The sequence below is a fragment of the Microbacterium sp. p3-SID336 genome, assembly GCF_025143365.1.
In the GTDB taxonomy this organism is placed as follows: Bacteria; Actinomycetota; Actinomycetes; order Actinomycetales; family Microbacteriaceae; genus Microbacterium.
The window spans coordinates 23,290-49,382 of sequence record NZ_JALXPE010000008.1 but is presented as its reverse complement, the minus strand read 5'-3'; the positions used below and the strand labels follow the sequence as shown (position 1 = coordinate 49,382).

The following is a 26,093-nucleotide window of genomic DNA, read 5'->3' as shown; positions in this document are numbered from 1 at the left end:
CGCCCGGGCCGTCAGATGATTCGTACCGAGTCGAGAAGCACACGCCATGGCGACCATCGTAGGAAGATCCCCCGCTCCCGCCGACCCCCGCGGCGTGCTTCATACCGGTCGACGCCGAGCGCAGCGAGACGCCCCGGCCGGGGTGCGAGACCCCGGACGGAGCGTTCCGTCCCGCTTGGCGATCAGCTGACCTTCTTCCGGTACGAGATGATCGCGAACACGTAGGCGACCACGAGGATGCCGACGCACCAGGCCAGTGCGATCCAGATGTCGTCGCCCACGGGCTGCTCGGCGAACAGTGCCTGGATGGTGTTGACGATCGAGGTGACCGGCTGGTGCTCGGCGAACCACTGCACCGGGCCGGGCATCGTGTCGGTCGGCACGAAGGCCGAGCTGATGAACGGCAGGAAGATCAGCGGATAGGAGAACGCGCTCGCGCCGTCGACCGTCTTGGCGTTCAGCCCCGCGATGATCGCGAGCCAGGTGAGCGCCAGGGTGAACAGCATCAGGATGCCGATCACGCCGAGCCACGCCCAGACGCTCGCCCCGGTGCGGAACCCCATCAGGAAGCCGACCGCGAAGATGATCGCGAGCGTGATGGCGTTCGCCGTGAGCGACGTCAGCACATGCGCCCACAGCACGCTCGACCGGGCGATCGGCATGGAGTGGAAGCGCTCGAAGATGCCGCTCTGCATGTCGGTGAACAGCCGGAACGCGGTGTACGCGATGCCCGAGGCGATGGCGATGAGCAGGATGCCCGGCAGCAGGTAGTTCACGTAGTTCTCGGCGCCGGTGCTCTGCTGCAGAGCGCCGCCGAAGACGTACACGAACAGGAGCATCAGCGCGATCGGGGTGACCGCTGTGGTGATGATCGTGTCGGGACTGCGGAAGATGTGCCGCATGGAGCGGCCGGTGAGCGTCGCCGTGTCGGCGGCGAAGTGCGTGCTCATGCGGCGTCCTTTCGTGAGGGTCCGATCAGGGTGAGGAAGATCTCCTCGAGCGTGGGCTGCTTCTCGACGTACTCGACCTGCGCGGGCGGCAGCAGCTGCTTCAGCCCGGCGAGCGTGTCGTTCGCGATGATGCGGCCCTCGTGCAGGATCGCGATCCGGTCGGCCAGCTGCTCCGCCTCGTCGAGGTACTGCGTGGTGAGCAGCACGGTGGTGCCGCTCTGGGCGAGCTGCTTCACGACGTCCCACACCTCGATGCGCGCCTCGGGGTCGAGGCCCGTGGTCGGCTCGTCGAGGTAGATCACCTCGGGGTCGCCGACCAGGCTCATCGCGATGTCGAGCCGGCGCCGCATGCCTCCGGAGTAGGTCCCGACCTTGCGGCCGCCCGCATCCGTGAGCCGGAACGTCGACAGCAGCCGGTCGGCCACCGCGCCGGGGTCGGAGAGGTGCCGCAGCCTGGCGACCAGCACCAGGTTCTCGCGCCCGGTGAGGATCTCGTCGACCGCCGCGAACTGCCCGGTGAGGCTGATGCGCTCACGCACGCCCAGCGGGTCCGCCGCGACGTCGACGCCCTGCACCGACGCGGCACCCGCGTCGGCCTTCAGCAGCGTGGACAGGATGCGGACCATGGTGGTCTTGCCGGCGCCGTTCGACCCGAGGAGGGCGAAGATCGATCCCCGCTCCACCTCGAAGTCGACGCCGCGCAGCACGTGCAGATCTTTGTAGGACTTCTCGATGCCGCGCACCGAGATGGCCGCGTTCGTCATGACTCCTCCTTCTTCTTCGCGTCGTCGAACGCCTTGATGAGGCGTGCGCGCTCCTTGTCGATCCACTGCGTCCCGCCGTACGCCCTGGCGTACTCCTCGGCGTACTCGACGGGGTCGTCGCCCACGATCGCGCTCACCGGCGTGCCGTCGAGGGCGGCGCGCTCCCAGAGGTCGGCGAGGTCGAGGAACATCGTCACGATGGTGTCGCCGTCGGTGATGCCGCCGTAGTACAGGTAGTACCGGTACTGGGCGTTCGCGACCTCGCGGTAGGGCGAGGGCAGGGCCTCGATGCGGGCCTTCGCCTGCTTGTACTGCTTCTTCTGCTCGAGCGAGCCGGTGAGGGCTTCGATCCACTTGGCGGCCATGTCAGTTCTCCTTGTCGGGGGTGTGCGTGTTGAGTCGTTCGATGTGCGTCCGGAGGAAGTCCCAGGTGGTCCAGAACTCCTCCAGCTCGTGCCTGCCCTGCGCGTTGAGCGTGTACACCTTGCGGGGCGGACCCTTCTCGCTGGGCACCTTCTCCACGTCGACGAGCTTCTTCTGCTCGATCCTGACCAGCAGGGCGTAGACGGTGCCCTCGGCGGTGTCGGTGAAGCCGTGCTCGCGCAGGCGGGTGGTGATCTCATAGCCGTATGCCGGCTGCTCGGCGAGGAGGGCCAGCACGATGCCCTCCAGGGTGCCCTTGAGCATCTCGGTCATCTGCTTGCCCATCGGGTCCCCTCTCGTTCTCGGTTGGGTACTCAGTGTTGCTGGGTACCGGTACAAAGTAACACTGAGTACCGGTACTTAGCAACACCGAATACCGAACTTCTTCGAGAGATGTCCGGAGAGGGTCCCCGCGGTGTCAGGTGCGGAGATAGGCGAGCACGGCGAGCACGCGACGGTGACCGCTGTCGGACGAGGCGAGGCCGAGCTTGGCGAAGATGTTGCCGATGTGCTTGCTCACCGCGGTCTCGGTCACGAACAGCCGCTCGGCGATCGTGGTGTTGTCCAACCCCTCGGCCATCAGCCCGAGCACCTCCCGCTCGCGCGGGGTCAGGGTCTGCACGGGGTCGTCGGCCCGGCGGCGGCTCATCAGCTGCGAGATGACCTCCGGGTCCATCACCGTGCCCCCGGCGGCCACGCGGCGCAGCGCATCCACGAACGCCGCGACCTTGCCCACGCGTTCCTTCAGCAGATACCCGAGGCCGTCGGCCCCCGCGGCGAGCAGCTCGCCCGCGTAGCGGTCCTCCACGTAGGCGGAGAGCACGAGCACCGGGAAGCCGGGGCGCCGGGCCCTGGCCTCCGCGGCCGCCTTGAGGCCCTCGCTCGTGAAGGTGGGCGGCATCCGCACGTCGAGCACGGCGGCATCCGCCTGGTCGAGCAGCGCCAGGAACCCCTCCGCGTCCGGCACCGCGCCCACCACGTCGAAGCCCTCGCTGCGCAGCAGCAGCGCCAGGCCCTCCCGCAGCAGCGTGTCGTCCTCGGCGATCACGACCCGCATGGCAGCTCCGTCCTCAGGATGGTCGGCCCGCCCGCGGGACTCGACACCTCCATGGTGCCCTCGAACGCCTCGACCCGACGGCGGATCCCCGCAAGACCCCCGCCCGGCCGCTCGGCGGCGCCGCCCATGCCGTCGTCCTCCACCGCGATCAGCAGCAGCTCGCCCTCACGCTCCACGTGCACCGTCGCCCGGGTGGCCCCGCTGTACTTGTTCACATTCGTCAGCGCCTCCGCCACCACGAAGTAGCTCGCCGACTCCACGGCGGCCGGCACTCGGCCCACCCCGGAGGTCTCCACCGTGCACGGCACGACGCTGCGCCCGGCGAGCGAGGCCAGGGCCCCCTCCAGCCCCAGTTCGTCGAGGATCGGCGGATAGATGTCGTGCACCGTGCGCCGCAGTCCCGCCAGGGCGTCGGCCGCCGCGTCCTGCGCCCGCCGCAGCGGTTCGCGCACATCGCCGCCCGTCTCGTCCGCGCGCTCCGCGATCCCCAGCATCATCACCACGTTCACCAGCCGGTTCTGCGCACCGTCGTGCAGATCGCGTTCGATGCGCCGCAGCTCCGCCGCGTGGGCGTCGAGCGCAGCGGCACGGCTCAGCGTCAGCGCGTCGACCCTGGCCGCGAGACGCGACTTCGCAGGCGTGGCCAGCAGCTTCGCCGAGACGAACGCCACGAGTCGCGCGACCGCCGGCACCAGGAAGGCCGAGGCCACGGCGTACGCCAGTGCCACCAGCGGCATCGTCCACGCCAGCTCCCACGACGTCACGGGGTACGGCGAGCCCACCGGGTCGTCGGCGGGCGCGAACTGCCAGTACCAGGTGGTCGCGAGCGTGTTCACGGCCGAGAGGGGCAGCGCGAGCGTCAGCAGCGACACCCACATCACCGGAAACGCGTGGATCAGCAGCCACAGGGCGTCACGGGCGGACGCACGGGAGAAGGCGAAGCGCAGCCGCTCGTCGAGCGTGGCGCCGCGGGGCAGAGTCCGTGCGAGGGCCGGAAGCTCCTCGCCGCGCCGCCGCCCGATCCGCCGCCGCGCCCTGTCGCTCCAGCGGTGCAGCACCTGCACGGCCTGCGGCAGCAGCAGCACGCCGCCGGTGATGAGCATGAGCGGCAGCAGCACCACCAGCACGCAGAACAGCCCCAGCGATACGACGGTGGCCCCCAGCTCGACGCCGAGGAAGCGCGCATCGCGCAGCCAGCGGCGCATCCATCCGTCCTTCACCCTGCAAGTCTGCCGGAGCGGGGAGCGCGGGACGGTATAGCCAGCTCCACCATCGATGCGGCAGCGGGCGGGATGGGGTGCGACGCCCGCGGTTCCTAGCGTCGAAGCATGACCACGACATCCCCTGCGCCGCTCGTCGAAGCGGCACCGACCGAAGCCCTGCGGCTGTCGGCCCTCGTCAAGACCTACGGCTCCGGCAGCGCCCAGGTCACCGCCCTGCGCGGCGTGAACCTCGCCATCGCGAAGGGCTCCTTCACCGCGATCATGGGTCCGTCCGGCTCGGGCAAGAGCACGCTGCTGCACAGCGCGGCGGGGCTCGACCGGCCCACGAGCGGCACCGTGCACCTGGGCGGCACCGAGATCTCAGCGCTCAAGCCCCGGCAGCTCTCGGCCTTCCGCCGCGACCACGTCGGCTTCGTCTTCCAGGCGTACAACCTGCTGCCCGCGCTCACGGTGGAGGACAACATCACGCTGCCGCTGCGGCTCGGCCGACGCACCCTCGACAGCGCCTGGCTGGAGACGCTGCTCGCCGCTGTGGGGCTGAGCGACCGCCGGCACCGCCGCCCCGCCGAGCTCTCCGGAGGGCAGCAGCAGCGGGTGGCGATCGCGCGGGCGCTCATCACCCGGCCGCACGTGGTCTTCGGCGACGAGCCGACCGGGGCGCTCGACTCGCGCACGGGCGCGCAGGTGCTCGACCTGCTGGCGCACACGGCCCGCGAACTGCATCAGACGGTCGTGGTCGTCACGCACGACCCCGTCGTCGCGGCACACGCCGACCGCGTGATCTTCCTCGCCGACGGCGCCTTCGCCGGACACCTCGACGGCGCGACGCCGCAGCAGATCACGGCGCGCATGAGCACCCTGGGGGAGTGGTGATGTCGGCGCGGCATCTGGGCCTCGGGCGGCTGGTCCGCGCGGACCTCCGGCACCACCGGGGGAGTCTGACCGGGGTGTTCGTCGCGATCTTCGTGGCGAGCGCGCTCGTGACGGGCCTCGGCGTGCTGGTGGAGTCCGGCATCCGCGGCGGGCTCGCCCCCGAGCGGTACACCGCGGCCGACATCGTGGTGGGCGCACCGCAGCAGGCCGACGTGCCGGAAGACCTTCCGGTGCCGCTGCGCGAGCGCGCGCCGCTGCCGGATGACGTCGCGGACGGCATCGCCGACATCGCCGGGGTGCAGGCCGTCGTCCCCGACGCGACCGTGCCCCTCGCCGCCGCCGGCGACTCTGCCGCCGCCCCCACCCTGCAGGCGCACCCGTGGTCGTCGACAGCCCTCACCGGCTTCGCGCTCACGGAGGGCGCGGAGCCGACCGCCGCGGACGAGATCGCCGTCGTCGCGGGGTCGTCGCTCGAGATCGGCGACACCACGGTGCTCGCGCACGGCGGAGAGCCGGCGACCTACCGGGTGACGGGGGAGGTCACGGCCCCCGTGCTGCCGCAGCGCGGCACGCATGTCTTCCTCGCCGACGACCGCATCGCCGACCTCGACCCGCACGGCGGACGACCACAGGCGCTCGGCGTGCTGCTCGACGGCGGCGCCGACGCGGAGCAGACCGCGACAGCGATCCGCGAGGCCCTCCCCGGCCTGGTCGTGCGGACCGGCGACGCCAGGGGCGACGTGGAGTTCCTCGACTCGGGGGCCGCGCGCACCACCCTGATCGCGATCGGCAGCGCCTTCGTCGGCACGTGCATCCTCGTGGCGCTGTTCATCGTCGCGGGGACCCTGTCCCTGTCGGTGCAGTCGCGACGGCGGGAGTACGCGCTGCTGCGGGCGGTCGGCGCCACGGCGCAGCAGGTGCACGCGATCATCGCCAGGGAGGTGCTGGTCGTCGCCGGAGCCGCGGTGCTGCTGGGGATCGTCCCCGGCTACCTGCTGTCGTCGGCGCTGCAGTCGGCCTTCGTCGCCGGTGGCGTCATCCCCGGCGACTTCGCCCTGGCGCTCGGCCCGAGCCCCGCGGTCGCGGCGGTGCTGCTGGTGCTCGGAGCGGCCTGGGGCGCGGCGCGGATCGCCGCACGGCGGCCGGCGAAGCTGGACCCCGTCGAAGCGCTCCGCGAATCCTCGACAGGGCCGGGCTCGATCGGGCTGCCGCGCATCATCACAGGCATCGTGTTCGCCGCGGCGGGGGTGTCGGTGTCCACTGTGCCGCTGGTCGTGCGCGGAGATGCCGCGATCGGCGCCTCCGCGGGTGCCGCGCTGATGCTGATCGTCGCGCTCGGCCTGCTCGGACCGTGGCTGGTCGCGGTGTGCGCGCGGCTGCTCGGCCCGGTGCTGCGCCGACTGTCGGCACCGGGGTTCCTCGCCGCGGCCAACGCGAACGCCGCGAGCCGGCGCATGGCGGCCGCCATCCTCCCCATCGCCCTGGGGATCGGGCTCGGTCTCGTGCAGATCGGCGGTCCCGCGATCATGGCCGACGAGGCCGCGCACCAGACGCGCGCAGGGGTCACCGCGGAGCTGCGGGTGTCGTCGACCGCCGGGCTCTCCCCCGCGGTCGTGGCAGGTCTCCGCGACGTGCCGGGCGTGACCGCGGCTTCCGGCGTCGTGGTGAGTGCGGCCGTGGTCGACTCGTACGACATCGAGGGGCAGCTGGAGCGGACCGAGCTCGTGCTGCAGGGCATCGATCCTGCCACGGTCGACGGGCTGCTCGACCTGAACGTGCGCGAGGGCTCCCTGGCCGCTCTGGACGACGGCGGTGCCACGGTGGCGCTGAGTTCGGACGCCGCGCACAACCTCGGCGTCGGCGTGGGCGACACGGTCTCCGGGATGCTCGGCGACGGTACGCCGCTGGAGTCCACGGTGGTCGCGCTGTACGAGCGCGGGCTCGGCTTCGGCGACCTCACCATGCACGTCGAACAGGTGCGTGCGCACACCACGGCGGGGCTCGACGGGTTCGCGCTCGTCTCGGCGGACGGCGGCACCGACGCGGTCGCGCAGGCCCTGGCCGACCACGGCCTCACGGCGACCGCGGCCTCGGGGCAGCGGGCCACGGGGGCCGAGGCGCTCACCCAGCAGGGGTGGGTGAATCTCATCGCGCTGCTCGTGATCCTCGGCTACATCGCGATCGCCGTGGTCAACACGCTGGTGATGGCGACCGGCGAGCGCTCCAGGGAGTTCGCGCTGCTGCAGCTGATCGGCGCCTCGCGCGGGCAGGTGCGATCGATGATGCGGCTGGAGGCGGTGCTGGTGGCGGCCGTGTCGATGGTGTTCGGCGTGCTGGTCGCCATCCCGCCGCTCATGGGCATGAGCTACGGCATCTCCGGGCAGCCGATCCCCGCGATGCCCGTGCTCGGCTCGCTCGCGATCGTCGGAGGCATGGGCGCGCTCGCGCTGCTGGCGCTCCTGGTCGCGACCGGCCAGACGCTGCGCCGGAAGCCCATCGAGGAGATCGGCTCCCGCGAGTGAACGCGGCGGGGCGCTGCGGCAGACGCCGCGGCCCCCGCCGGGTGGGGTGAAAGGGCGGGGTGAATTCTCGCCGATCGGCGAGGGGCCCGCCCGAGCCGCGGCCAGGCTGGCGGAGGCCCGGACCGAGTTCGCCATGCCCGGTGGTGCTCGGCGGTCGCCTGAGGGGGCGGGGGCTTCCGTGTGCGCGCTCGCGCACCGGGGAAGCGATGGATGGGGAGAGCAGTCATGGGATTCCGTGTCGCCCGCAGGGACCACACGTCCGAAGACCTGGCGCCGGAGCGGCACGGCCGCTGGCGCCGCCGCGCGAGGAGACTGATCGGCGGGGCCGTGAGCACGGCCCTCGTCGCCACTTCGATGGTCGTGATCGGCGGCACGATGACCGCCGCACCCGCTGCGGCCGCAGAGCCCTTCCTCTGCACCCCCGGTGCGGTCTACGTGCAGAGCACCACCGAGGTGCGCGAGTTCGCGGTGAACGAGCAGGGCGGGGCCCCGGGCGACGGCGGCACCCTCGGCTCGATCAACCTCGGCGCGAACCACTCCAACAACGCGCTCGGGCTCTCCTCCAACGGCCGCTACGCCTACACGGTCACCAACGCCGCCGGGGTCAAGCAGCTCGCGAAGCACGACCGGCTGACCGACACCACCAGCCGCACCGCGTTCCGGCTCGAGTCCTCCGTGCTGCGCGGCGCCGTGCACCCCGTCACCGGCGTGTACTACTTCGCCAGCGGCACCATCGGCGGAGCGATCAACCTGTACGCCTGGAACGAGAGCATCGCCCCGCAGGACTACGTGCAGGTCGGCACCCTCCGCCCGACCACCGGCAGCAGCCCGTTCGGCGCCAACGGCGACATGGCCTTCAGCGCCTCCGGTCAGCTCGTGCTCGTCGCCGACAACTACATCTATTCCGCCGACCTCCCCGCGACGCTGGAGCCCAGCACCGCGACCATCGACGCCAAGCAGGTGCACGACATGGGCGCCGGCGTGCAGGGCAACGGCATCGCGTTCGGAAACCTCGGCCACATCTTCGTGTCGGTCTCCGGCGGCGGCAACCGCATCATCGAGGTCGACCTGCCGCGCGGCGAGACCGTCAACTCCACGTCGCTCGGCGGCTTCTCGCCCACCGACATGGCCAGCTGCACGTTCCCCAACACGCTCACGCTGAAGAAGGATCTGCCGGCCGGACGCCAGGCCGCGACCGACCAGTTCGCGCTGCGCATCCAGTCGCCCGCGGGCTACCAGGTGGCGCAGACCGATGCGACCACGCGCGGCGACCGCCCCGGCCTGCAGTCCGACTACGCGGGACCCGTGTTCACCAACCAGGGCGACACGTTCCGGCTGTCCGAGGCCGCGGCAGGCACCACCGACCCCACCCGCTACGACGAATCGCTGATCTGCGTGCAGGTGCGTCCCGACGGCTCGACCACCCCGGTGGCCGTGACCGCCGACGGCCAGGTCACGCAGCCCTCCGGTCCGCTCGGCACCGACGTGACCTGCACGTTCACGAACCTGCGGCTCATGCCGGGGCTCGAGCTGAGCAAGACCTCCGACCCCGCCACCGGCACGGCCGTGAGCGCCGGTCAGCGCATCAGCTACACGGTGCAGGCCGCGAACACCGGCAACACCCGCCTCGACCCGGTCTCGGTGACCGACGACCTGTCCGGCGTGCTCGCCTTCGCGGGGTACCAGGGCGACGTGGCCACCGCCATCGACGGCGACCCGGTCTCCTCCGGCGCCGCCACCGTCACCGGCGACGACCTCGCCTGGACCGGTGCCCTCGAGCCCGGGCAGGTCCTCACCATCACCTACTCGGTGATCGTCGACGCCGGCGTGGAGGGGGAGCGCATCGCCAACAGCGTCACCGCCTCCGGCACCCCGCCCGGCGGGTTCGACCCGATCGTCCCTCCCGCCGTCGTCACCGAGCACCCGGTCGCGGGCTTCCGTCTCGCGAAGACCGCTGACCCCGCCACCGGCACGGTCGTCGAGCCCCGCCAGAGCATCACGTACACCCTCACCGGCACGAACACCGGCGCCACCGCGCTGAACCCCGTCACGATCAGCGACGACCTCTCCGGCGTGCTCGCCCACGCCGCGGCCACCGGCGCCATCACGACCGCGATCGACGGCACCGCCCTCACCACGGGCGGCGCCACCCTGACCGGCAGCACCCTCGCCTGGACCGGCGCCCTGCAGCCCGGCCAGACCGTGACCGTCACGTACACCGTCGCCGTGAACGCGGAGACCTCCGGCGAGGTCCTGCGCAACACCGTGACCGGCAGCGCGACGCCGACCACGCCGAACCCCGGCGACCCCACCGGTCCGCAGGTGCCCGGCGAGCCGATCGTGCCGCCCGCCGTCACCACGCAGCACCCCGTGATCGGCTCCGGCTTCACCGTCAGCAAGACCGCCGACCCCGCCTCCGGGACGGCCGTGTCCGCGGGCGACACCATCGAGTACACGATCACCGGCACCAACACGGGCGACACCGAGCTGCGTCCGGCCGAGATCGTCGACGACCTGTCGGGCGTGCTCGACGACGCGGCCTACAACGACGACGCGACCGCCGACCGCGGCACCGTCTCGGTCTCGGGCGGCACCCTCACCTGGACGGGCACCCTCCCGAAGGGCGCGTCCGTGTCGATCCGCTACACCGTGACCGTCGACGCTGACGTGGAGCAGGCGCTGCTGCGCAACGTCGTGAACGGCGAGGCCACCCCGCGGGTGCCCGTCGACCCGACCGACCCGGACGGCCCGACCACGCCCGGAACGCCGATCACGCCGCCGACCGCGGAGACCGCGCACCCCGTCGTCGCCACGGGCTTCGAGGTCGAGAAGTCGGCCGACCCCGCGTCCGGCACCGCCGTCCGCGCGGGCGACACCATCGCCTACACGATCACGGGCGTGAACACCGGCAACACGGTGCTCGACCCGGCCACGATCGTCGACGACCTCTCGGCCGTGCTCGCGGACGCCCAGTACGGCGGCGATGTGACCGCGTCGACCGGCGTCGTGGACCTCACCGGCAGCACCCTCACCTGGACGGGGGCACTCGCACCGGGCGACCGCGTCGTGATCACCTACTCGGTGACCGTGGCGGCCGACGCCACCGGGGTCCTCCTGCGCAATACGGTCCAGGGCGAGGGCACGCCCCTCATCCCGGCCGACCCCACCGACCCGGGCAGCCCGACCACGCCGGGCACGCCCGTGACGCCGCCCCCGGCGACGACCGAGCACCCCGTCGCGACGCCCGGGTTCACCGTGGCCAAGTCGGCCGACCCGGCCACGGGCACGCGCGTCGACCCCGGCGCCGTGATCACCTACACCGTGACCGGCACGAACACCGGTGACACCGTGCTCGACCCGGTGACCCTCACCGACGACCTCGGCCGTGTGCTGGCCCACGCCGCATACAACGGCGACGTGCAGTCCTCGCGCGGCACGGCCACCGTGGCGGACGGCACCCTGCGCTGGACGGGTGCGCTGCAGCCGGGTCAGGACGTCGTGATCACCTACTCGGTCACGATCGACGCCGGCGCGGGCGGCGAGACCGTCGCCAACACGGCGACCGGCTCGGCGACCCCGCTGATCCCGACGGACCCGAGCGACCCCGGCAGCCCGACCACGCCCGGCACGCCGATCGCGCCCCCGCCGGCGACCACCGAGCACCCGGTGAACGAGCCCGGCTTCGCCTTTGCGAAGACCGTTGACCCGGCAGCGGGCACGGCCGTCGACCCCGGCGCCGTCCTCACCTACACCCTCACCGCCGCGAACACCGGCCAGACGGCGCTCGACCCGGTCGAGATCGTGGACGACCTGTCCGGTGTGCTGCCGCACGCCGCGTACAACGCGGATGCCGTGGCGACCATCGGCACGGCGACGGCGGGCACGATCGCCCTCGACGGCGACCGGCTCACCTGGACCGGCGCCCTCGCGGTGGGACAGACCGTCACGGTCACCTACTCCGTGACCGTCGGCCCCGACGCCGCCGGCGCTGTGATCGAGAACGCCGCCCGCGCGACCGCCACCCCGCCCGGTGGTGAGGAGCTCACGCCGCCGCCCGGCACCACGACCACCCCGGTCAACCAGCCCGGCTTCGCGCTCTCCAAGAGCGTGGACCCGTCGAGCGGCACCGCCGTGGACCCCGGCGCCGTCCTCACCTACACGGTGACCGGCGTGAACACCGGAGAGACGGCACTCGACCCCGTCGAGATCGTGGACGACCTGTCCGGCGTGCTCGCCCACGCCGCGTACAACGGCGACGCCGCGGCGACCGTCGACGGCGATCCCGCGAATGCTCCGGCTCTCGCGGGCGACCGACTGACGTGGACGGGCGCCCTGCCGGTCGGCGCGACGGTCACCGTCACCTACTCGGTGACCGTGGCGGCCGACGCCGGCGGCTCCGTGCTGGAGAACACGGCCTCCGGGTCGGCGACCCCGCCCGGTGGCGTGCCGCCGATCGAGACCCCGCCGGCGACCACGGAGAACCCGGTGAACGAGCCCGGCTTCGCGCTGAGCAAGAGCGCCGACCCCGCCACCGGCAGCCGTGTCGACCCCGGCAGCGTCATCACCTACACGGTGACCGGCGTGAACACGGGCGAGACCGCGCTCGACCCCGTGACGATCGCGGACGACCTGTCCGGCGTGCTCGCCCACGCCGCGTACAACGACGATGCGACCGCGACCCTCTCCGACGGCACGGTGTCCACGCCGGTCGTGTCGGGGGAGGAGCTGAGCTGGCAGGGCGTGCTCGGGCTCGGGCAGCGCGTCACGATCACGTACTCCGTGACCGTGCACGGCGATGCCGCGGGAGCGACGGTCGCGAACCTGGCCGTCGGCACTGCGACCGCCCCCGGCGGCGCGGAGCTCACGCCGCCGCCGGCCACCACCGAGCACCGCGTCGGCACTCCGGGCTTCGTGTTCGCGAAGACCGCCGACCCCGGCACCGGGACCGCGGTCGCCGCGGGCAGCGTCGTGACCTACACCCTCACCGGCACCAACACCGGCGAGACCGGGCTTGACGAGGTCGTCATCACCGACGACCTGGCCGGAGTGCTGCGCCACGCGGACCTCCGCGGCAGCATGACCGCGACGGTCGGGGAGCGCGCTGTCGCCGCCCCGGTCGTCGAGGGCACGGGTCTCCGGTGGACGGGCAGCCTCGCCGAAGGGGAGAGCGTGACGATCACCTACGCGGTGACCGTGCACGCCGACGCGGCAGGGGCCTCGCTGCGGAACGTCGCGGTGGCCTCCGCCACGCCTCCCGGTGGCGAGACCATCACCCCTCCGGCGAGCACGACCGAGAACCCGGTGCTGACGCCGCTCGCCATCACGGGCGGGCAGCTCGCGCCGTGGGTGCTGGGCCTCGCGCTGGCGCTGCTGCTCGGTGGGGCGGCCCTGCTGATCCTGCGTCGCCGCAGGGCTCAGGCCTGACCGAACCCCCGCGGGCCCCGGCCGTCGTCCCAGTGACGGTCGGGGCCCGTGGGCGTCAGGGGGACAGCAGCCCGTGGCGCGCGGCCTGCTCCAGCGCCTCGGCACGGCTGCCGACCTCGAGCTTGCGGTAGATGCTGCGCAGCTGCGCCTTGAGAGTGTTCGGGGAGACGCGCAGCTCCGCGGCGATCGCAGGGAGCGGGGCGCCGGAGGCGAGGGCGTGCAGCACCACCTGCTCGCGCGAGGACAGCCGTGGCCGCGTCGCGAACGACGGCAGCGCGGCGCTGCGGGGGTACGCGACGCGGGAGCTGGGGGCGAGATCCGCGCGGACCGTGGCGAAGTCCTCCGCGGCGAGCAGGGCGAGCGGGGTGCTCAGCTCGCGGTCGGCGAGCTGCGCGGACAGCGCATCGCTCACCCGCTGTGCCGCGGCAGGGGAGGCCCGGTGCAGCGCGGCGCTCTGCACGGCAGCGGCCTCGGCGCGTTCGCGCGCGGTGCCGGGCCGGAGCCGGGACTGCGCGAGCAGCCGCGCGGCCTCGGGGGCGCGTCCGTCGACCAGGGCCAGGCGGGCGCGTTCCAGCAGTGTGCTGAACCGGTCGGTCGTCGCGTCCCGCTGCAGCACGTGCCGTGCCGCGCTCACGTCGCCGAGAGCCAGGTGCAGCAGCACCCTCGCGCGGCTGAGGGCGTGCCGTGCGTGCGCACTCGCGGCCTCGCGTCCCCGCAGCCGTGCGAACGACTCGAGCCGTTCGAGCCCGGCGGCCGCCTCCCCCGCATGCAGCGCCACCCACGCTTCGACGGCGGCCATGGTCGTCCAGTGCTCGCTCGTCGCGCGGTGCGGCTCGAACGCCCTGACGTGCCGTGCGGCGGCGCTCGTGTCACCGGCCTCCACGGCCAGCAGCGCCTCCGCCACACGGTAGAACGTGCCGCGGTAGCCGTCGAGCAGTGCCGGGTCCCAGTCGCCCTGGCGGATGAGCTCCGCGAGGTGCCGCGCCTCCGGCAGGTCTCCGTCGAGGGCGCGGATGCCGCTGAGCAGGCTGATGGCGTGGAACGCGTTGCCGCTGCCGTGGACGGCGGCGAGTGCGGCGGCCTCGTCGAACAGCTGCACGGCCTGCTCCTTGCGGCCGCCGTAGTACAGCGAGAGCCCGAGGTGCGTGCACAGCAGCGGCATCTCCGTGGCGTAGCGCTGCCACTTCGCCTCAGGGGTCTCGGTGTACAGCGCCAAGGCACGGGCGGCCACCTGGCCCGCGCGGTCGGGCATGCCGATGACGCGGAGTGCGGCGCTCTCGGCCGTCCAGATGAACAGACGCTCGGCGGGGGAGAGCGTGGTGCGTCTGGCGTTCGCGGCCGACACCGCCAGGCGCAGCAGCTGTAAGCCGCGCAGGCGACGGAGGCGGTTGGCGTTCAGGCAGATGCCCAGCAGCATGGCCACGAGGGGCTCGTGCTTCAGGCGGGAGAGGGGCAGGTCGCCGAGCAGGGCCACGACCGCGCGGCCGTGGTGGTCCAGCAGGTGGCTCCATCCGGACATGATGACGTGGGAGGCGAGAGCGAGGTCGTCCTGTTCCACGGCGAGACGGAGCCCTTCGAACGGCGCCCCGCGACGCAGGGCTCCTTCCACGGCGACGCGGCGCAGCTGCGGGATCTCGGCGCGGCGGGAGCGCCGCAGCTCGCGCAGCAGCAGGGTCCTGGCGAGCGGGGCCATGGTGAAGGTGCGGCGACCGCCCGGGGACCACCGGCCGAAGCCGAACGCCTCGGCCTGGTCGAGCGCCTCCGCGATGCCCTCGTCGCCGGTGAGCGCGATCGCGAGGGCGTGGTCGACGGTGTCGGTGATGCTGAGCCGGATCAGCCCCCGCAGCATCCGCTCGTCGAAGGCTCCGGCCTCGATCCGCGTCTGCAGGAAGTCCTCGATGGCCGCAGAGGCGGCGTCGGTCAGTGCAGCTCCGTCCTGCCCGACGTCCCGCAGGGATACCGCGCGGACCACCGCCGGGAAGCCGCCGCTCGCGCGCTGCACGGCGGCGGCGCCCTCCTCGTCCACGTCGAGTGCGCGGCGGATCTCGTCGAGGTCGAACATGAGGTCTTCCGGCGTGATGATCGCGGTGTCGATGACGAGGTCGAGCCCGGCGCTGTCGAACGCGCTGGGTCGGTTGGTGGCCACGAGCAGACGGGCGAGTGGCGCGGCGGCGACCGTGCGGCACAGATCGAAGACGGCTTCCCGGTCGAGGACGCTGGCGTCGTCGAGCACGAGCGCCAGCGGCTCCTCCGTGCTGTGCAGGAGGTCCGAGATGTCGGCCCAGAGGTGGGCGGACGCGAGGGGCTCGAGGGCGGAATCCGCCTCCGGCAGCGGGTGGGGGTCTGGCTCGGGCGCGGGATGGGCGTGCGCGGGGTGCCCGGGCGCCGCGCCGTCGGCGGTCGCGTCGCTTGCGGGGGCCGCGTCCTCGATGCCCGTGGTGCCCGCGGGGGCGTGCGCGGGGGCGGCGCCGGCGGGGGTGTGCGGGGGTGCGGTGCCGGCGGGGGCGTGCGGGCGCAGCGCGCGCAGCACGGCGGTCGCGAGGCCGTGGCTGCCCTGCATGGCGGGGGTCGCGGTGAGCCAGGCCACGCGGGACCGCGTCGTGAACGCCCAGCCCACGAGGGCGGTGGTCTTGCCGGCGCCGGAGGCTCCGCGGAGCAGAGTGAGCGGGATGGACGTCTCGAGGGCGGCGTTCAGCCGAGGACGCCCGATGACGTGCGCGGACACCCGCGGGATCCGTGTGTGCGTGCGCGCGACAGAAGCCGACATCGTCCCTCCCCAGGTCCGTCCCCTGCCCCCTACGATATTCCGAAATGCAATCGGTCGGAGCCGCGGGGAGCCGCGCGCACCGGCGGCCCTAAGCTCGGAGGAGTGACGAACGCGCGGGGGCAGACGACGGTGCGACGGGTGCCCACGAGCGCCCTGCTCGTGAGCGCCGCGCTCGGCGCGATCCAGGCTCTCGTCTTCGTCGCCGTGGTGCCGGTGACGAGCGTGCTGGCCGTGTCCTCGCCGCCCGCGTATGCGCTGGTGGCCGCGGTGCACACCGCGCTGCCGCTGCTGGCGCGCGTCGTGACCAGGACCCCGGGGATGGCGGCGTTCACCGCGTTCGTGTGCGGAGTGCTGACCGTCGCGGTCTCGCCGATCGGCCTGCTCGGCGTCGTGCCGCTGCTGATCGGCGGACTCGTGCTCGATGCGACGCTGCCCCTGCGGCGCGACGTGCGGGCGCACCCTGTGCGTATCCTGCTGGCGGGCGCGGCCGCGGGGGTCGTGCTCTTCCTCGTCGCCCTGCCCGTGTTCTCGCCCGATCATCTGGTGCCGGGGGTGCTCGTGGCCACCCTGCTCGCGCGGATCGCCGGAGAGCTCCTCATCGCCGCGGCCGTGATCGCCCTGCGACGTCTGCTCGCCAGAGCCGGAGTCGCCCGCTGACGACGGCATACCCATACCCCCAGAAGGTACCATGAAGGCATGAGGCGTCAGCAGGCTCTGCAGGGCGCTCTGCTCGCGGTCGTGCTCGTGGGCGGGGTGCTCCTCGGCCTGCTGGGCATGCACGTGCTCGACACCCACGGCACGCCCGGCGCCCACGGTGTCGCCCACGCGCCCCCGGCCGCCGCCGCAGCGCCCCCCGCCTCCTCCGCGGCCCTCCCGCTCGCCGCCGCCCCCGCGGCCATCCCGCTCGCCGCCGCACACGCGGATCCGCCGGTCGCCGCCGTCGCCGCCGTCCCGGTCGCCGCTGCCCCCGCGGCTCCGCCGGTCGCCGCCGCCCCCGCCGTTCCGGCGCACGCCCCCGCGCACGCGGCCCTCCCGCTCGCCGCCGCCCACGCGGCCATCCCGCTCGCCGCCGCACACGCGGCTTCTCCGGTCGCCGCCGTCGCCGTCGCCCCGCCCGCACCTCCGTCCGCGGACCCGGGGTCTCCAAGCGGCGACGGGGGTGCTGCGTGCGTGCTGGCGTTGCTCGGGGGGATCCTGCTCCTCCTGCGCCGGCGCGTCGCTGCGTGGGGAGCGCTACCCGCCCGGCCGTCCGTGCCTCGCCTCGGCGGCCGTGCTCCGCGCGCTCGACCGCCCTCCCTCGTCGTCCTCTGCATCAGTCGCACGTGAATCGCGCGGATCGCGCACCCGCCCGACCGCACTCGCGGTCGCGGCACCACAACGACGAGAAGAGAGACACATGAAGAACCGAATCGCGGCGCCCGCCGCACTGCTGATCGCCGGAACCCTCGCGCTCGCCGGATGCGCTCCCGCTCAGCCCGCCGACCCGGCCGACCACTCGAACATGGGCCACTCCGCGTCGGACGCACCGAGCTCCGGGGCGAACGACGCGGATGCGATGTTCGCGTCGATGATGATCGTGCACCACCAGCAGGCGGTGGAGATGTCCGACATCGTGCTGGCGAAGGAGGGCGTCGACCCGCGGGTCGTCGACCTCGCCGAGCGCATCAAGGCCGCCCAGTCGCCGGAGATCGAGCAGCTGCAGGGCTGGCTCGACGAGTGGGGTGTGGAGCCGGACGACGGCTCCGGCATGGACCACGGCGACGGCATGATGAGCGAGGACGACCTCGCCGCGCTGGAGGCCGCCGCCGGGCCCGAGGCCTCCCGGCTGTTCCTGGAGCAGATGATCATGCACCATGAGGGCGCCGTGGAGATGGCCGAGGCGCAGATCGCCGACGGGGAGGACGCCGACGCGGTCGCGCTGGCTCAGGAGATCGTCGACGCCCAGACCGCGGAGATCGCCGAGATGCGCGAGCTGCTCGCGAGCCTCTGACGCGTGCCCCGGTCCCGCATCGCCCGTGCGGTGCGGGACCGGGGTGGTCTGCGGGGCGGACGCGTGGGATCATGGCCCGCACCGCGTGCATCAGGCGCGTGCATCAGAGGAGAGCCGTGCGATGAGACCGCTGCGTTACTCGATCAACGTCACTCTGGACGGCTGCTGCCACCATGAGGCCGGGCTTCCGCCGGACGAGGAGTCCATGGCGTACTGGACCGCGGAGATGCAGCATGCAGACGCGCTGCTGATGGGCCGGGTGACCTACGAGATGATGCAGTCGGCGTGGCGGCGGCCGGAGTCCGGGGTGTGGCCGGACTGGATGGGGGAGGCGGACGTCCCCTTCGCGGAGACCATCGACCGCGCCGCCAAGTACGTGGTGTCGCAGACGCTCGACGCGGTGGACTGGAACGCGGAGCTGCTGACGGGCGACCTCGGGACCGCCGTGCAGCGCCTCAAGGAGCAGCCGGGGGAGCGCCTGTGGGTGGGCGGGGTCACGCTGCCGCTCGCGCTCGCCGACCTCGGACTGATCGACGAGTACGAGTTCGTGGTGCATCCGGTCGTCGCGGGGCATGGCCCGACGCTGCTCGCCGGTCTTCGCGAGCGCCTGACGCTCGAGCTCGTGGAGCGCCGCCCGTTCCGCTCGGGCGTCGTCGTCACGCGCTACCGCCCGCTCCCCCGCTGACACCCCCGCCTCAGCGATGGCGGCGGCGCCGCGCTGATCCCCGGCTGACACAGCCGCGCGTGGTCAGCGGGGGCGGCGGAGCCGGCGCAGGGGTGCCGACAGGCGCGACCAGAAGGTCGGGGTCGGCGCGTCGTCGGAGGGCGGCGGGGCGACCGCGAACTGCACGAACTCCGCGGCGCCGTGGTGCACCACGCGGTACAGGGCGGTGCCGATCAGCACTCCGAGCGCGATGGACATGACCGAGACGAGCGCGGCGGCGAAGTCGGCGAGCCCGTCGTCGGTGGCGAACGCCTCGGTGAGCCCGACCAGCCCCGCGGCACCCGGCACCAGCAGCCAGAAGGCAGGAAGGAACGTCAGCTGCGACGGGGCGCCGTGCCGCAGCCCCGCGATCCAGAACACGACAGGCGTCACCGCCACGGCGCCAACGAACCCGCCCACCGCGGGGTCGATGAACTCGGTGCCGGCCCACTGGCCGAGGTAGGCGACCACGAGCGCCAGCAGCACCCAGCCGAACGTGGAGGGCGGCGCGGAGAAGTGCAGATAGTTGCCGGCGGCGAACACGAGGATGCCGAGCAGCGGCACCCACCAGGGCAGGAAAGAGGACGCGTCGAGCGCCTCGTACGACGCGGAGTCGACGCCGACCACGGCACCGGCGGCGAGGATGCCGAAGGCCAGGAGAGCCAGCTGCACGAAGCCGTAGACGAGCCGCGCGGCGCCGGAGATCATCTGCCCGGCCGCCAGCTCGACGGTCGCGGTCGTGAGCACGCCCCCGGGGAGGAACGTGACCAGCGGGGCGATCAGAAGTCGGATGGGATCGCCGATCTCGATCACCTCCGCGAGCAGGAACACGGCGGCGGCGCACACGAAAGCGGCGGCGATCGGCATGATCAGCTGCAGCGTCGGCGAGCGCACGAGCTTCAGCAGGCCGATGCCGAAGCCCAGGACGAAAGCGACGATCGCGCCCTGCCAGGTGGGTGCGAGCAGCAGCGCCAGGCCGGTGGTGAGGACCGCGTGCCCGAGGGTGCGGGTGAACCAGCCGAGTCGGGGCCGCATCGCTCCGATCTCGTTGAGCCGGGCGATACCCTCCCGCGGGGGCACGGCCCCGGTCTTCGCCTGCGCGATCAGCTCGTACAGTGCCGCGATCTGGTCGAACCGGAACGAGGCGTTGGTGGCCGAGCGGATCGCGACCCGCTCCTCCTCGTCGTCGCCGGTCTCCACGATGATGATCGTCGGCAGCACCACGAAGTCGGTGTCGTCTCCGCCGGAGGCGCGGGCGACCTCGGCGATCGTGTCCCTGATCCGGTCGACGGACTCCGCCGAGGCGTTCATGCCCTGCGCCAGTCCGAGCAGGAACTGGCGCAGCGCCGACCGATCCAGGATCTCCGTCATCTCACGCTCTCCGCCCCGGGACCCGCGCCCCTGCCCCCGTCACGCGATCGGCTTCCGGTCAGGAGAAGAGGAACGACAGCGTCACGCCTACCACGATCGCCGTGCCGACGTACACGAGGTTCGGCAGCTGGAACGAGTGATCGACCACGAACCTGCCCATCCTGGTCGTACCGGTCTGATCGAAGGCGACCGTGGCGACCTGGCTGCCGTTCGCCGGCAGCGTGTAGATGCCCATGGTCGCCGGCCACAGTCCCACCAGCAGCGGGGCGGGCAGGCCGATGGTGATGCCGATCGGGACGATGGCGTTGGTGGCGCTGGACTGGCTGGTCGTCAGCATCGCGACCGTGAACAGGGCGAGGGCGAACAGCAGGGCGCCCAGGAAGGCGGAGGAGCCGGAGACCACGGAGCCGAGGCCGTCCACGATCAGCGTCTGGTTGGCCGCCACGAACGTGTTGGCCAGCCAGGCGATGCCGAACAGGGCGATGGCGCCCACGATGCCGGCGGGGAACGTGGCCTGCTTGGGCACGTCGGCCGCCTTCACCTTGCAGAACACGAAGATCAGGGCGGCGATGATGCCCATGGTCACCTCGATGATGACCGTGACGCTGAGGCGCACCGGGTCGCCGTCGTCGTTCGTGCCGATCACGGGGCGCAGGTTCTCGAAGAGGCCGAAGATCACGATGACGGCGACGCCCGCGAGGAACAGGGATGCCGAGAGCACGGCGGTGCGCGGCAGCTTGTTCTCGTGCGCGTCGACGACCGGCGGCTTGATCTGTCCCTCCGCCAGGCGGCGCTGGAACTCCGGGTCGTCCTCCAGGTCCTTGCCGTGCCGCATCATGACGAGTGCGGCGAGGAAGAGGCCCGCGATGGATGCCGGCCACATGATGAGGAGGAGCCCGCCGAGGTCGACGCCCTGCGGCGCCAGCAGCACCACCATCGAGGCGGTCGCCGCCGAGACGGGCGAGCAGAGGATGCCGACCTGCGAGGCGACCGCCGAGACGGACAGCGCCCGCTCCGGCCGGATCTTCTGCTGGTACGACACGTCGTAGATCACGGGCAGCAGCGGATAGAAGATGTTGCCCGTGCCGGCGCCGACCGTGAAGAGGAAGGACATGGCCGGGGCGAGGAACACGACCGACTTGGGCCTCTTGCGGATCACCTTCGCCGCGACCGACACCATCCAGTCGATGCCGCCGGCGGCCTGCATGGTGGAGGCCGCCGTGATCACGGTGATCACGATGAAGACCGCGTCGACCGGGGCGTTGCCCGGGGCCTCCCCGAAGACGAAGACCAGCACCGCGACGCCGACGAGGCCCCATACGCCGAGGCCGATCCCGCTCGTGCGGGTGCCCATGAAGATCGCCAGGACGACGACGATCAGCTGGGCGATGAGGATGAAGACGTTGTCGTTCATGATGCCGCCCCGTTCACGATGACGCCCCGGTCTCGGTGCCACCGCGTCCACGACGCCGCCCCGTTCACGACGTCGCGCCGGTCGCGCCGCCCGTTCACGACGACGGTCCCTTCACGACGGGCGCGGCGCCCGTGAGGTGCGTCGTCGGCAGCGAGGTCTCCACGATCTTCCCGTCGACCGCCTCGACCCGCAGCGCCAGGGATTCCTCGACCGGGCTGATCGCCGTGACGAACTCGCTGTTCTCGAAGTGCAGCGACTGCAGGTTGCCGACGGCGTACCCGGTGGCGAGCTCCCCGCTGAGCAGGGAGGCATGGAAGAGGGGCCGCCGCTGGTCCTCGGCGTCGTAGTGCGGGCAGAAGCTGCCGTGCAGGAACCCGAGCCCTTCGGGGAGCACCTGCAGCGTGGGGCCGTAGCTGTCCGTGGTGCCGCCCTCGAACCAGCAGATGCCGCCCGCGCTCCCGCCCGTGAACACCACGTTCGAGTCGGGGTCCTCCCACATCTCGCGCATGATGTCGTCCAGGCCCTGACGCTTCCACACGTCGAGCATGTTGGCGGTGTTGCCGCCGCCGACGTGGATCACGTCGAAGCCCTTCACGAAGCCGGCCAGGTCGTCCACGGCGCGGTGGAACAGCGGCAGGTGATGCGGCGCGCAGCGGTCCGAGTCGTACGTGGAGTAGAAGCTGACGATGTAGGCGGTGTCGTCGCCGGTGGCGGTGCCGACGAACAGCACTCGGGGTCTCTCCTTGCCGGTGAGCTTCAGGATGTAGTCGTGCGTCGGATCGTTCCGGCGCTCCATCATGGCCTTCCCGGCACCTGTGGCGACGACGTGCGACATCGTTGACCCCCGCTCGACGACTGCTCTCAGGCGTCAACATAGTGGTCCGTCGCACCCGCGTCCACCACTCCTCATCCCGGGGAGGCGGTGCCCGCCGGCGTTGCCGCCGCACGCCATAGTGGGAGGAGGAGTGTCGGCGAGGAGCAGGAGGGCCGCCCGTGGCGGGGTCGAGAGAGTTCGCGGTGTGCGCGATGACCGGCGGGGCGTCCGTGTGGACCGCCGCCTGGCATCCCGGCGGGGAGCGGTGGGAGGCGGCGCCCTCCGCGGTGCGCCTCGACCGGGCGTTCGCGCTCGCCGCCCATCCGCGCGGCTCGCTCTACGCGGTCGGGCTCACGCGCCGCGGTGCGCTGCATCGGCTGGAGCGGGACGACCGCGATCCCGCGGCGGGCTTCACGGTGCGGGAGGCGGTGGCGCTGCCGGGTGTGGAGCTGCCGTGCCGGGTGCGTCTCGACGGGCACGACCGTCGGCTGCTGGTCGCCGGCTACGGCTCCGGGGCGCTCGCCGTGGTCGACCTGCACGATGACGGCACCCTGGCCGGACCGCCGCGCACGGCCATGTTCGCCGGTCGCGGCCCCGACCCCGTGCGGCAGGACGGTCCGCACGCGCATGACGCCCTCGCACTGGCGGAGGGCATCGGGGTGGTCGACCTGGGGGCCGACGTGCTGCGGATCCTCGACGGGGAGACGCTGGCTGCGCGGGAACCGCTCGTGCTCCCGCCCGGGAGCGGCCCGCGGCACGCCGTCGACCTGGGTTCCGGGCGGGTGGCGATCGCGGGGGAGCTGGCGTCGACGCTGCTGCTGGCCTCGCTCCCGGAGCGCCGCGTGCTCGACGTGCTGCCCGCCACCACGCGCGCGACGGCGGCGCCGAACACCCCGAGCGGCGTGGTGCACGACGCCGCGCGCGGCCTCGTGCATCTCGCGAACCGCGGCGCCGACACGATCCTCACGGCCCGGGTCAATGGCGACCGGCTGACACGGCTCGCCGAAGTGCCCAGCGGCGGCGTGCGGCCCGAGCATCTCGCGCTCGATGGGGAGCATCTGTTCGCGGTGCACTCCGAGGACGGCGCGGTCGTGGCGCTGCGGCTGCGCGACGGTGTGCCCACGGGCGAGGTCGCCGCGAGCACGCGGATTCCCGGCGCGATGTGGATCGAGCCGTTGCCGCGGCGCTGACCGCGGCGCTGCGGGCGGCCGGAGCTGAGCGACGGCGGCGCGCGTCGAGCTGCGGTCGGCCCGAGACGAGCGACGGCGGCGCGCGCCGACCGCGGGAGCCGGAATCCGCAGGTCCGGGGCGAGCGCCGCGGGCGATCGGCTCAGGCGTTGAGGCGGGCGGTCGCGACCAGCGCCTCCAGGAGCTGCAGCGTGCGGCTGGGCTGCGGACGGATACCGAGCACGGTCGCGAGCTCCAGCGCGAGGGCGGCGTGACCGGCGGCGTTCGGGTGGAACGGGTCGCCCATCAGTCCCCACGGCACACCGCCGTTGCCGAGCTCCGCGTAGCGCGCGTACTGGTCCACCAGGAGCACGTCCTCCGCGGCGGCGACCTGGCGCACGGCCTCCGCGAACTCGCCGATGCGGGCGCGCTCGGGGGCGTTCAGGCCGTCCACCGCAGGGGGCGTCTGCAGCACCACGATCGCACCGATCCCGCGGGCCCGCGTCACGAACTCGCGCAGCGACGCTGCATACTCCTCGGCGGTGAGCACGGGGCGCACGCCGGCCGTCGAGACGTCGTTCGTGCCGATCATGAGGGTCACCACGTCGGGGTTCCAGGAGGCGACGCGGCGCTCCCAGTCGTCGAGGATGTCCTCGATGCGGTTGCCGCTGATCGCCGAGTTGACCACGATGTCCCGCACCCGGGCGAGTTCGCCGCGCACCAGCTCGTGCAGGTGCTCCGGGTAGCTGCGGCCGCCCTGCGTGTGCACGAGTCCGTGCGTGATCGAGTCGCCCGTGAGGAGCCAGTTCAGCGGCGCCGGGTCGGCCAGGGCGGCGGTCAGTCGCTGGAGGTCGGCGGCGGCGGAGGCGGGAGCGGGGGATTCGGCGTTCGACACGGCTCCGAGCCTATCGGCCGACCGGCGCCGCGACGGATGCGCCAGACTGGAGGGATGACCTCCCCCGCGCTCGACGCCCTCCTCACCCGCATCGTCGACAGCGGCCTGCTCGACGAACCGGTCGCCGAGAACGACCTCGTCTACGGTCGGGCCCGCATCGAAGCCGCGGGGACGGACGTGAACGTGAACGTCGATCCCGAGCTCGACGAGCACGACGAGGTCGATGAGGACGCGCTGATGGCGGCGGTCGAGCGGGTGCTGTCGGTCAGCGAGTCGCGCTGGCGGGCGATCGTCGACGAGGTCGCCGCCGACATCGAGGAGGCGGTGGACGACGAGCCGGTCGCCGAGCAGATCGACCTCCGCGACGACCTGGAGGCCTCGTCTGTCGTGGTGTTCGCAGACGCCGTGCTGCTCGCGTTCCTCGCGCCGAAGCAGTTCCCCGAGTCGCGCATCCTGGTGCAGCTCGACGCGGATCTCGAGGTCGACGGCATCGAGGTGCGCGAACTCGACGGCAGCGCGACCGCCGAATTCGACTCCCTGGACGACCTGCTCGACCACCTCACCCGCGACGCGGAGTGAGCGTCACAGCCACTTCTTGTACTTGAAGACGCCGTAGAGTCCGACCGCGAACGCGGCCATCGCGCCGATCGCCATCGGGTAGCCGAACGCCCAGTGCAGCTCGGGCATCACGTCGAAGTTCATGCCGTACACCGTGCCGACGAGCGTCGGGGCGAAGATGATCGCCGCCCATGAGGAGATCTTCTTGATCTCGTCGTTCTGCGCCAGGCCCGCCTCGGTCTGCCGGCGGGCGACGAGCGCGGAGTGCACGGTCAGCGCGTTCTCCAGGATGGCGCGGAATGAGTCCACGCGCTCGTTGACACGGATCGTGTGGTCGAGCACGTCGCGCAGCGACCGCTGCAGCTCCTCGTCGATGCGGTACTTCGCGGAGCCGCGTCGCAGCCACTCGAGCATCCCGCTGAGCGGGTGCACCGCGCGCTGGAAGTTGATGACCTCGCGGGACAGCTCGTAGATGCGCCGGGAGAGGGCGTCGTCGTCGCTGTCGCCGAAGAGCTGGTCCTCGATCTCGTCGATGTCGTTCAGCAGCCCGGCGACGATCGGCTCGTAGCCGTCGACGACCTCGTCGAGGATCGCGTACAGCACCGCCTCCGGCCCCATCGCGAGCAGCTCGGGGTTCGCCTCCATGCGGGCGCGCACGGCCGCGAGGTTCGGGGATTCGGCGTGCCGGATCGTGACCACGAAGTCGGGGCCGACGAAGAGGTGCAGCTCGCCGAACTCGATCGACTCCTCCTTGTCGCGGTAGCGCGCGGGACGCAGCACGGCGAAGAGGGTGTCGCCGTACCGCTCGACCTTCGAACGCTGGTGGCCGGAGAGCGCGTCCTCCACGGCGAGGGGATGCAGGTCGAACTCGCGGGCGACGGACTCCACCTCCTCGGGGCTGGGCCGGTACAGCCCGATCCACGCGATGCCGCCGGCGGCATCCAGCATGCGGTAGGTCTCGTCCAGGTTCTTCGGGGTCTCCACGCGACGTCCGTGGACGTACACGCCGTTGTCGATGAGCGCCATGATGCGGCTCCGTTCTCGCGGGCGCACGGCAGCCGAGGGCTCCGTGCGCGGATTCGTCAGGGGGCGGATGACGCCGCCGACGGCTGCGGAACGGACAGGCGGGCGCGGAGCGGATGCTCAACGCGCGAGCGCAGGGAGTCGCGACGCAGCGA

21 protein-coding genes are annotated in these 26,093 nt (G+C 72.6%); 9 read left to right on the top strand and 12 right to left on the bottom strand.

What is annotated here, in order from left to right; all coding sequences use genetic code 11:
- Positions 1 to 182 precede the first annotated feature (182 nt).
- The 6 genes from M3C17_RS03765 to M3C17_RS03740 form a co-directional block, all read right to left on the bottom strand.
- Complete coding sequence (locus M3C17_RS03765; protein ID WP_259976306.1) at positions 183 to 950, bottom strand: ABC transporter permease; 768 nt, start codon at positions 948 to 950, stop codon at positions 183 to 185.
- Positions 947 to 1,714: an ABC transporter ATP-binding protein gene (locus M3C17_RS03760; RefSeq protein ID WP_259976305.1), complete on the bottom strand. Its 768-nt coding sequence runs from the start codon at positions 1,712 to 1,714 to the stop codon at positions 947 to 949. Before M3C17_RS03760 ends, M3C17_RS03765 begins: the two co-directional genes overlap by 4 nt.
- A complete protein-coding gene (locus M3C17_RS03755; RefSeq protein ID WP_259976304.1) occupies positions 1,711 to 2,079 on the bottom strand; it encodes a DUF1048 domain-containing protein in 369 nt (122 codons plus the stop codon). The genes M3C17_RS03760 and M3C17_RS03755 overlap by 4 nt, the downstream gene beginning before the upstream one ends.
- Before the next feature lies 1 nt (position 2,080).
- Positions 2,081 to 2,422: a PadR family transcriptional regulator gene (locus M3C17_RS03750; protein WP_259976303.1), complete on the bottom strand. Its 342-nt coding sequence runs from the start codon at positions 2,420 to 2,422 to the stop codon at positions 2,081 to 2,083.
- Between the two features lie 133 nt (positions 2,423 to 2,555).
- Entirely contained in the window at positions 2,556 to 3,194 is a 639-nt protein-coding gene (locus M3C17_RS03745; protein WP_259976302.1) for a response regulator transcription factor, read from the bottom strand.
- On the bottom strand, positions 3,182 to 4,414 hold the full coding sequence (locus M3C17_RS03740; RefSeq protein WP_259976301.1) for a sensor domain-containing protein: 1,233 nt from the start codon (positions 4,412 to 4,414) through the stop codon (positions 3,182 to 3,184). Before M3C17_RS03740 ends, M3C17_RS03745 begins: the two co-directional genes overlap by 13 nt.
- Positions 4,415 to 4,522: 108 nt before the next feature.
- On the opposite strand from M3C17_RS03740, the gene M3C17_RS03735 reads away from it, so the two are divergent.
- The 3 genes from M3C17_RS03735 to M3C17_RS03725 all read left to right on the top strand — a co-directional run bounded on the left by M3C17_RS03735 (position 4,523) and on the right by M3C17_RS03725 (position 13,236).
- Positions 4,523 to 5,290, top strand: a complete 768-nt coding sequence (locus M3C17_RS03735; protein WP_259976300.1) for an ABC transporter ATP-binding protein — start codon at positions 4,523 to 4,525, stop codon at positions 5,288 to 5,290.
- Positions 5,290 to 7,812, top strand: coding sequence for an ABC transporter permease (locus tag M3C17_RS03730; protein ID WP_259976299.1), 2,523 nt, complete (start codon positions 5,290 to 5,292; stop codon positions 7,810 to 7,812). Before M3C17_RS03735 ends, M3C17_RS03730 begins: the two co-directional genes overlap by 1 nt.
- A gap of 225 nt (positions 7,813 to 8,037) precedes the next feature.
- The gene (locus M3C17_RS03725) at positions 8,038 to 13,236 is read left to right on the top strand and encodes an isopeptide-forming domain-containing fimbrial protein (protein ID WP_259976298.1); all 5,199 of its coding nucleotides are present in this window, start codon (positions 8,038 to 8,040) and stop codon (positions 13,234 to 13,236) included.
- 55 nt (positions 13,237 to 13,291) lie between these two features.
- Here the strand turns inward: M3C17_RS03725 and M3C17_RS03720 are convergent, their stop codons facing one another.
- Entirely contained in the window at positions 13,292 to 16,003 is a 2,712-nt protein-coding gene (locus M3C17_RS03720) for a LuxR C-terminal-related transcriptional regulator (RefSeq protein ID WP_259976297.1), read from the bottom strand.
- 102 nt (positions 16,004 to 16,105) lie between these two features.
- Between M3C17_RS03720 and M3C17_RS03715 the strand changes: the two genes are divergently transcribed.
- The 4 genes from M3C17_RS03715 (at position 16,106) to M3C17_RS03700 (ending at position 18,678) form a co-directional block, all read left to right on the top strand.
- A complete protein-coding gene (locus tag M3C17_RS03715; protein ID WP_259976296.1) occupies positions 16,106 to 16,660 on the top strand; it encodes an ECF transporter S component in 555 nt (184 codons plus the stop codon).
- 39 nt (positions 16,661 to 16,699) lie between these two features.
- Positions 16,700 to 17,329, top strand: a complete 630-nt coding sequence (locus M3C17_RS03710; protein ID WP_259976295.1) for a hypothetical protein — start codon at positions 16,700 to 16,702, stop codon at positions 17,327 to 17,329.
- A 70-nt stretch (positions 17,330 to 17,399) separates the two neighbouring features.
- Positions 17,400 to 17,993, top strand: a complete 594-nt coding sequence (locus M3C17_RS03705; RefSeq protein WP_259976294.1) for a DUF305 domain-containing protein — start codon at positions 17,400 to 17,402, stop codon at positions 17,991 to 17,993.
- A 121-nt stretch (positions 17,994 to 18,114) separates the two neighbouring features.
- Positions 18,115 to 18,678, top strand: coding sequence for a dihydrofolate reductase family protein (locus M3C17_RS03700; RefSeq protein WP_259976293.1), 564 nt, complete (start codon positions 18,115 to 18,117; stop codon positions 18,676 to 18,678).
- A gap of 63 nt (positions 18,679 to 18,741) precedes the next feature.
- On the opposite strand, the gene M3C17_RS03695 is transcribed toward M3C17_RS03700, so the two are convergent.
- From M3C17_RS03695 to M3C17_RS03685, 3 genes are all read right to left on the bottom strand, one after another.
- A complete protein-coding gene (locus tag M3C17_RS03695; protein WP_259976292.1) occupies positions 18,742 to 20,067 on the bottom strand; it encodes a threonine/serine exporter ThrE family protein in 1,326 nt (441 codons plus the stop codon).
- A gap of 58 nt (positions 20,068 to 20,125) precedes the next feature.
- Positions 20,126 to 21,481: an anaerobic C4-dicarboxylate transporter family protein gene (locus M3C17_RS03690; RefSeq protein WP_259976291.1), complete on the bottom strand. Its 1,356-nt coding sequence runs from the start codon at positions 21,479 to 21,481 to the stop codon at positions 20,126 to 20,128.
- Between the two features lie 94 nt (positions 21,482 to 21,575).
- A complete protein-coding gene (locus tag M3C17_RS03685; RefSeq protein ID WP_259976290.1) occupies positions 21,576 to 22,316 on the bottom strand; it encodes a peptidase E in 741 nt (246 codons plus the stop codon).
- A 158-nt stretch (positions 22,317 to 22,474) separates the two neighbouring features.
- On the opposite strand from M3C17_RS03685, the gene M3C17_RS03680 reads away from it, so the two are divergent.
- A complete protein-coding gene (locus M3C17_RS03680) occupies positions 22,475 to 23,485 on the top strand; it encodes a lactonase family protein (RefSeq protein WP_259976289.1) in 1,011 nt (336 codons plus the stop codon).
- Positions 23,486 to 23,625: 140 nt separating this feature from the next.
- On the opposite strand, the gene M3C17_RS03675 is transcribed toward M3C17_RS03680, so the two are convergent.
- The gene (locus M3C17_RS03675) at positions 23,626 to 24,357 is read right to left on the bottom strand and encodes an SGNH/GDSL hydrolase family protein (protein WP_259976288.1); all 732 of its coding nucleotides are present in this window, start codon (positions 24,355 to 24,357) and stop codon (positions 23,626 to 23,628) included.
- Between the two features lie 54 nt (positions 24,358 to 24,411).
- Between M3C17_RS03675 and M3C17_RS03670 the strand changes: the two genes are divergently transcribed.
- The gene (locus tag M3C17_RS03670; protein ID WP_259976287.1) at positions 24,412 to 24,936 is read left to right on the top strand and encodes a cytochrome C5; all 525 of its coding nucleotides are present in this window, start codon (positions 24,412 to 24,414) and stop codon (positions 24,934 to 24,936) included.
- Between the two features lie 3 nt (positions 24,937 to 24,939).
- Here the strand turns inward: M3C17_RS03670 and M3C17_RS03665 are convergent, their stop codons facing one another.
- Positions 24,940 to 25,941 carry a magnesium and cobalt transport protein CorA gene (locus M3C17_RS03665; RefSeq protein ID WP_259976286.1) on the bottom strand — a complete coding sequence of 334 codons (1,002 nt, stop codon included), beginning with the start codon at positions 25,939 to 25,941 and terminating at the stop codon, positions 24,940 to 24,942.
- Positions 25,942 to 26,093: the final 152 nt, after the last annotated feature.

Bases quoted from the DNA above. Each gene is read 5' to 3' on its own strand.
- M3C17_RS03765 (WP_259976306.1), bottom strand. From the start codon at position 950: ATGAGCACGCACTTCGCCGCCGACACGGCGACGCTCACCGGCCGCTCC.
- M3C17_RS03760 (WP_259976305.1), bottom strand. From the start codon at position 1,714: ATGACGAACGCGGCCATCTCGGTGCGCGGCATCGAGAAGTCCTACAAA.
- M3C17_RS03755 (WP_259976304.1), bottom strand. From the start codon at position 2,079: ATGGCCGCCAAGTGGATCGAAGCCCTCACCGGCTCGCTCGAGCAGAAG.
- M3C17_RS03750 (WP_259976303.1), bottom strand. From the start codon at position 2,422: ATGGGCAAGCAGATGACCGAGATGCTCAAGGGCACCCTGGAGGGCATC.
- M3C17_RS03745 (WP_259976302.1), bottom strand. From the start codon at position 3,194: ATGCGGGTCGTGATCGCCGAGGACGACACGCTGCTGCGGGAGGGCCTG.
- M3C17_RS03735 (WP_259976300.1), top strand. From the start codon at position 4,523: ATGACCACGACATCCCCTGCGCCGCTCGTCGAAGCGGCACCGACCGAA.
- M3C17_RS03730 (WP_259976299.1), top strand. From the start codon at position 5,290: ATGTCGGCGCGGCATCTGGGCCTCGGGCGGCTGGTCCGCGCGGACCTC.
- M3C17_RS03725 (WP_259976298.1), top strand. From the start codon at position 8,038: ATGGGATTCCGTGTCGCCCGCAGGGACCACACGTCCGAAGACCTGGCG.
- M3C17_RS03720 (WP_259976297.1), bottom strand. From the start codon at position 16,003: ATGTCGGCTTCTGTCGCGCGCACGCACACACGGATCCCGCGGGTGTCC.
- M3C17_RS03710 (WP_259976295.1), top strand. From the start codon at position 16,700: ATGAGGCGTCAGCAGGCTCTGCAGGGCGCTCTGCTCGCGGTCGTGCTC.
- M3C17_RS03705 (WP_259976294.1), top strand. From the start codon at position 17,400: ATGAAGAACCGAATCGCGGCGCCCGCCGCACTGCTGATCGCCGGAACC.
- M3C17_RS03700 (WP_259976293.1), top strand. From the start codon at position 18,115: ATGAGACCGCTGCGTTACTCGATCAACGTCACTCTGGACGGCTGCTGC.
- M3C17_RS03695 (WP_259976292.1), bottom strand. From the start codon at position 20,067: ATGACGGAGATCCTGGATCGGTCGGCGCTGCGCCAGTTCCTGCTCGGA.
- M3C17_RS03690 (WP_259976291.1), bottom strand. From the start codon at position 21,481: ATGAACGACAACGTCTTCATCCTCATCGCCCAGCTGATCGTCGTCGTC.
- M3C17_RS03685 (WP_259976290.1), bottom strand. From the start codon at position 22,316: ATGTCGCACGTCGTCGCCACAGGTGCCGGGAAGGCCATGATGGAGCGC.
- M3C17_RS03670 (WP_259976287.1), top strand. From the start codon at position 24,412: ATGACCTCCCCCGCGCTCGACGCCCTCCTCACCCGCATCGTCGACAGC.
- M3C17_RS03665 (WP_259976286.1), bottom strand. From the start codon at position 25,941: ATGGCGCTCATCGACAACGGCGTGTACGTCCACGGACGTCGCGTGGAG.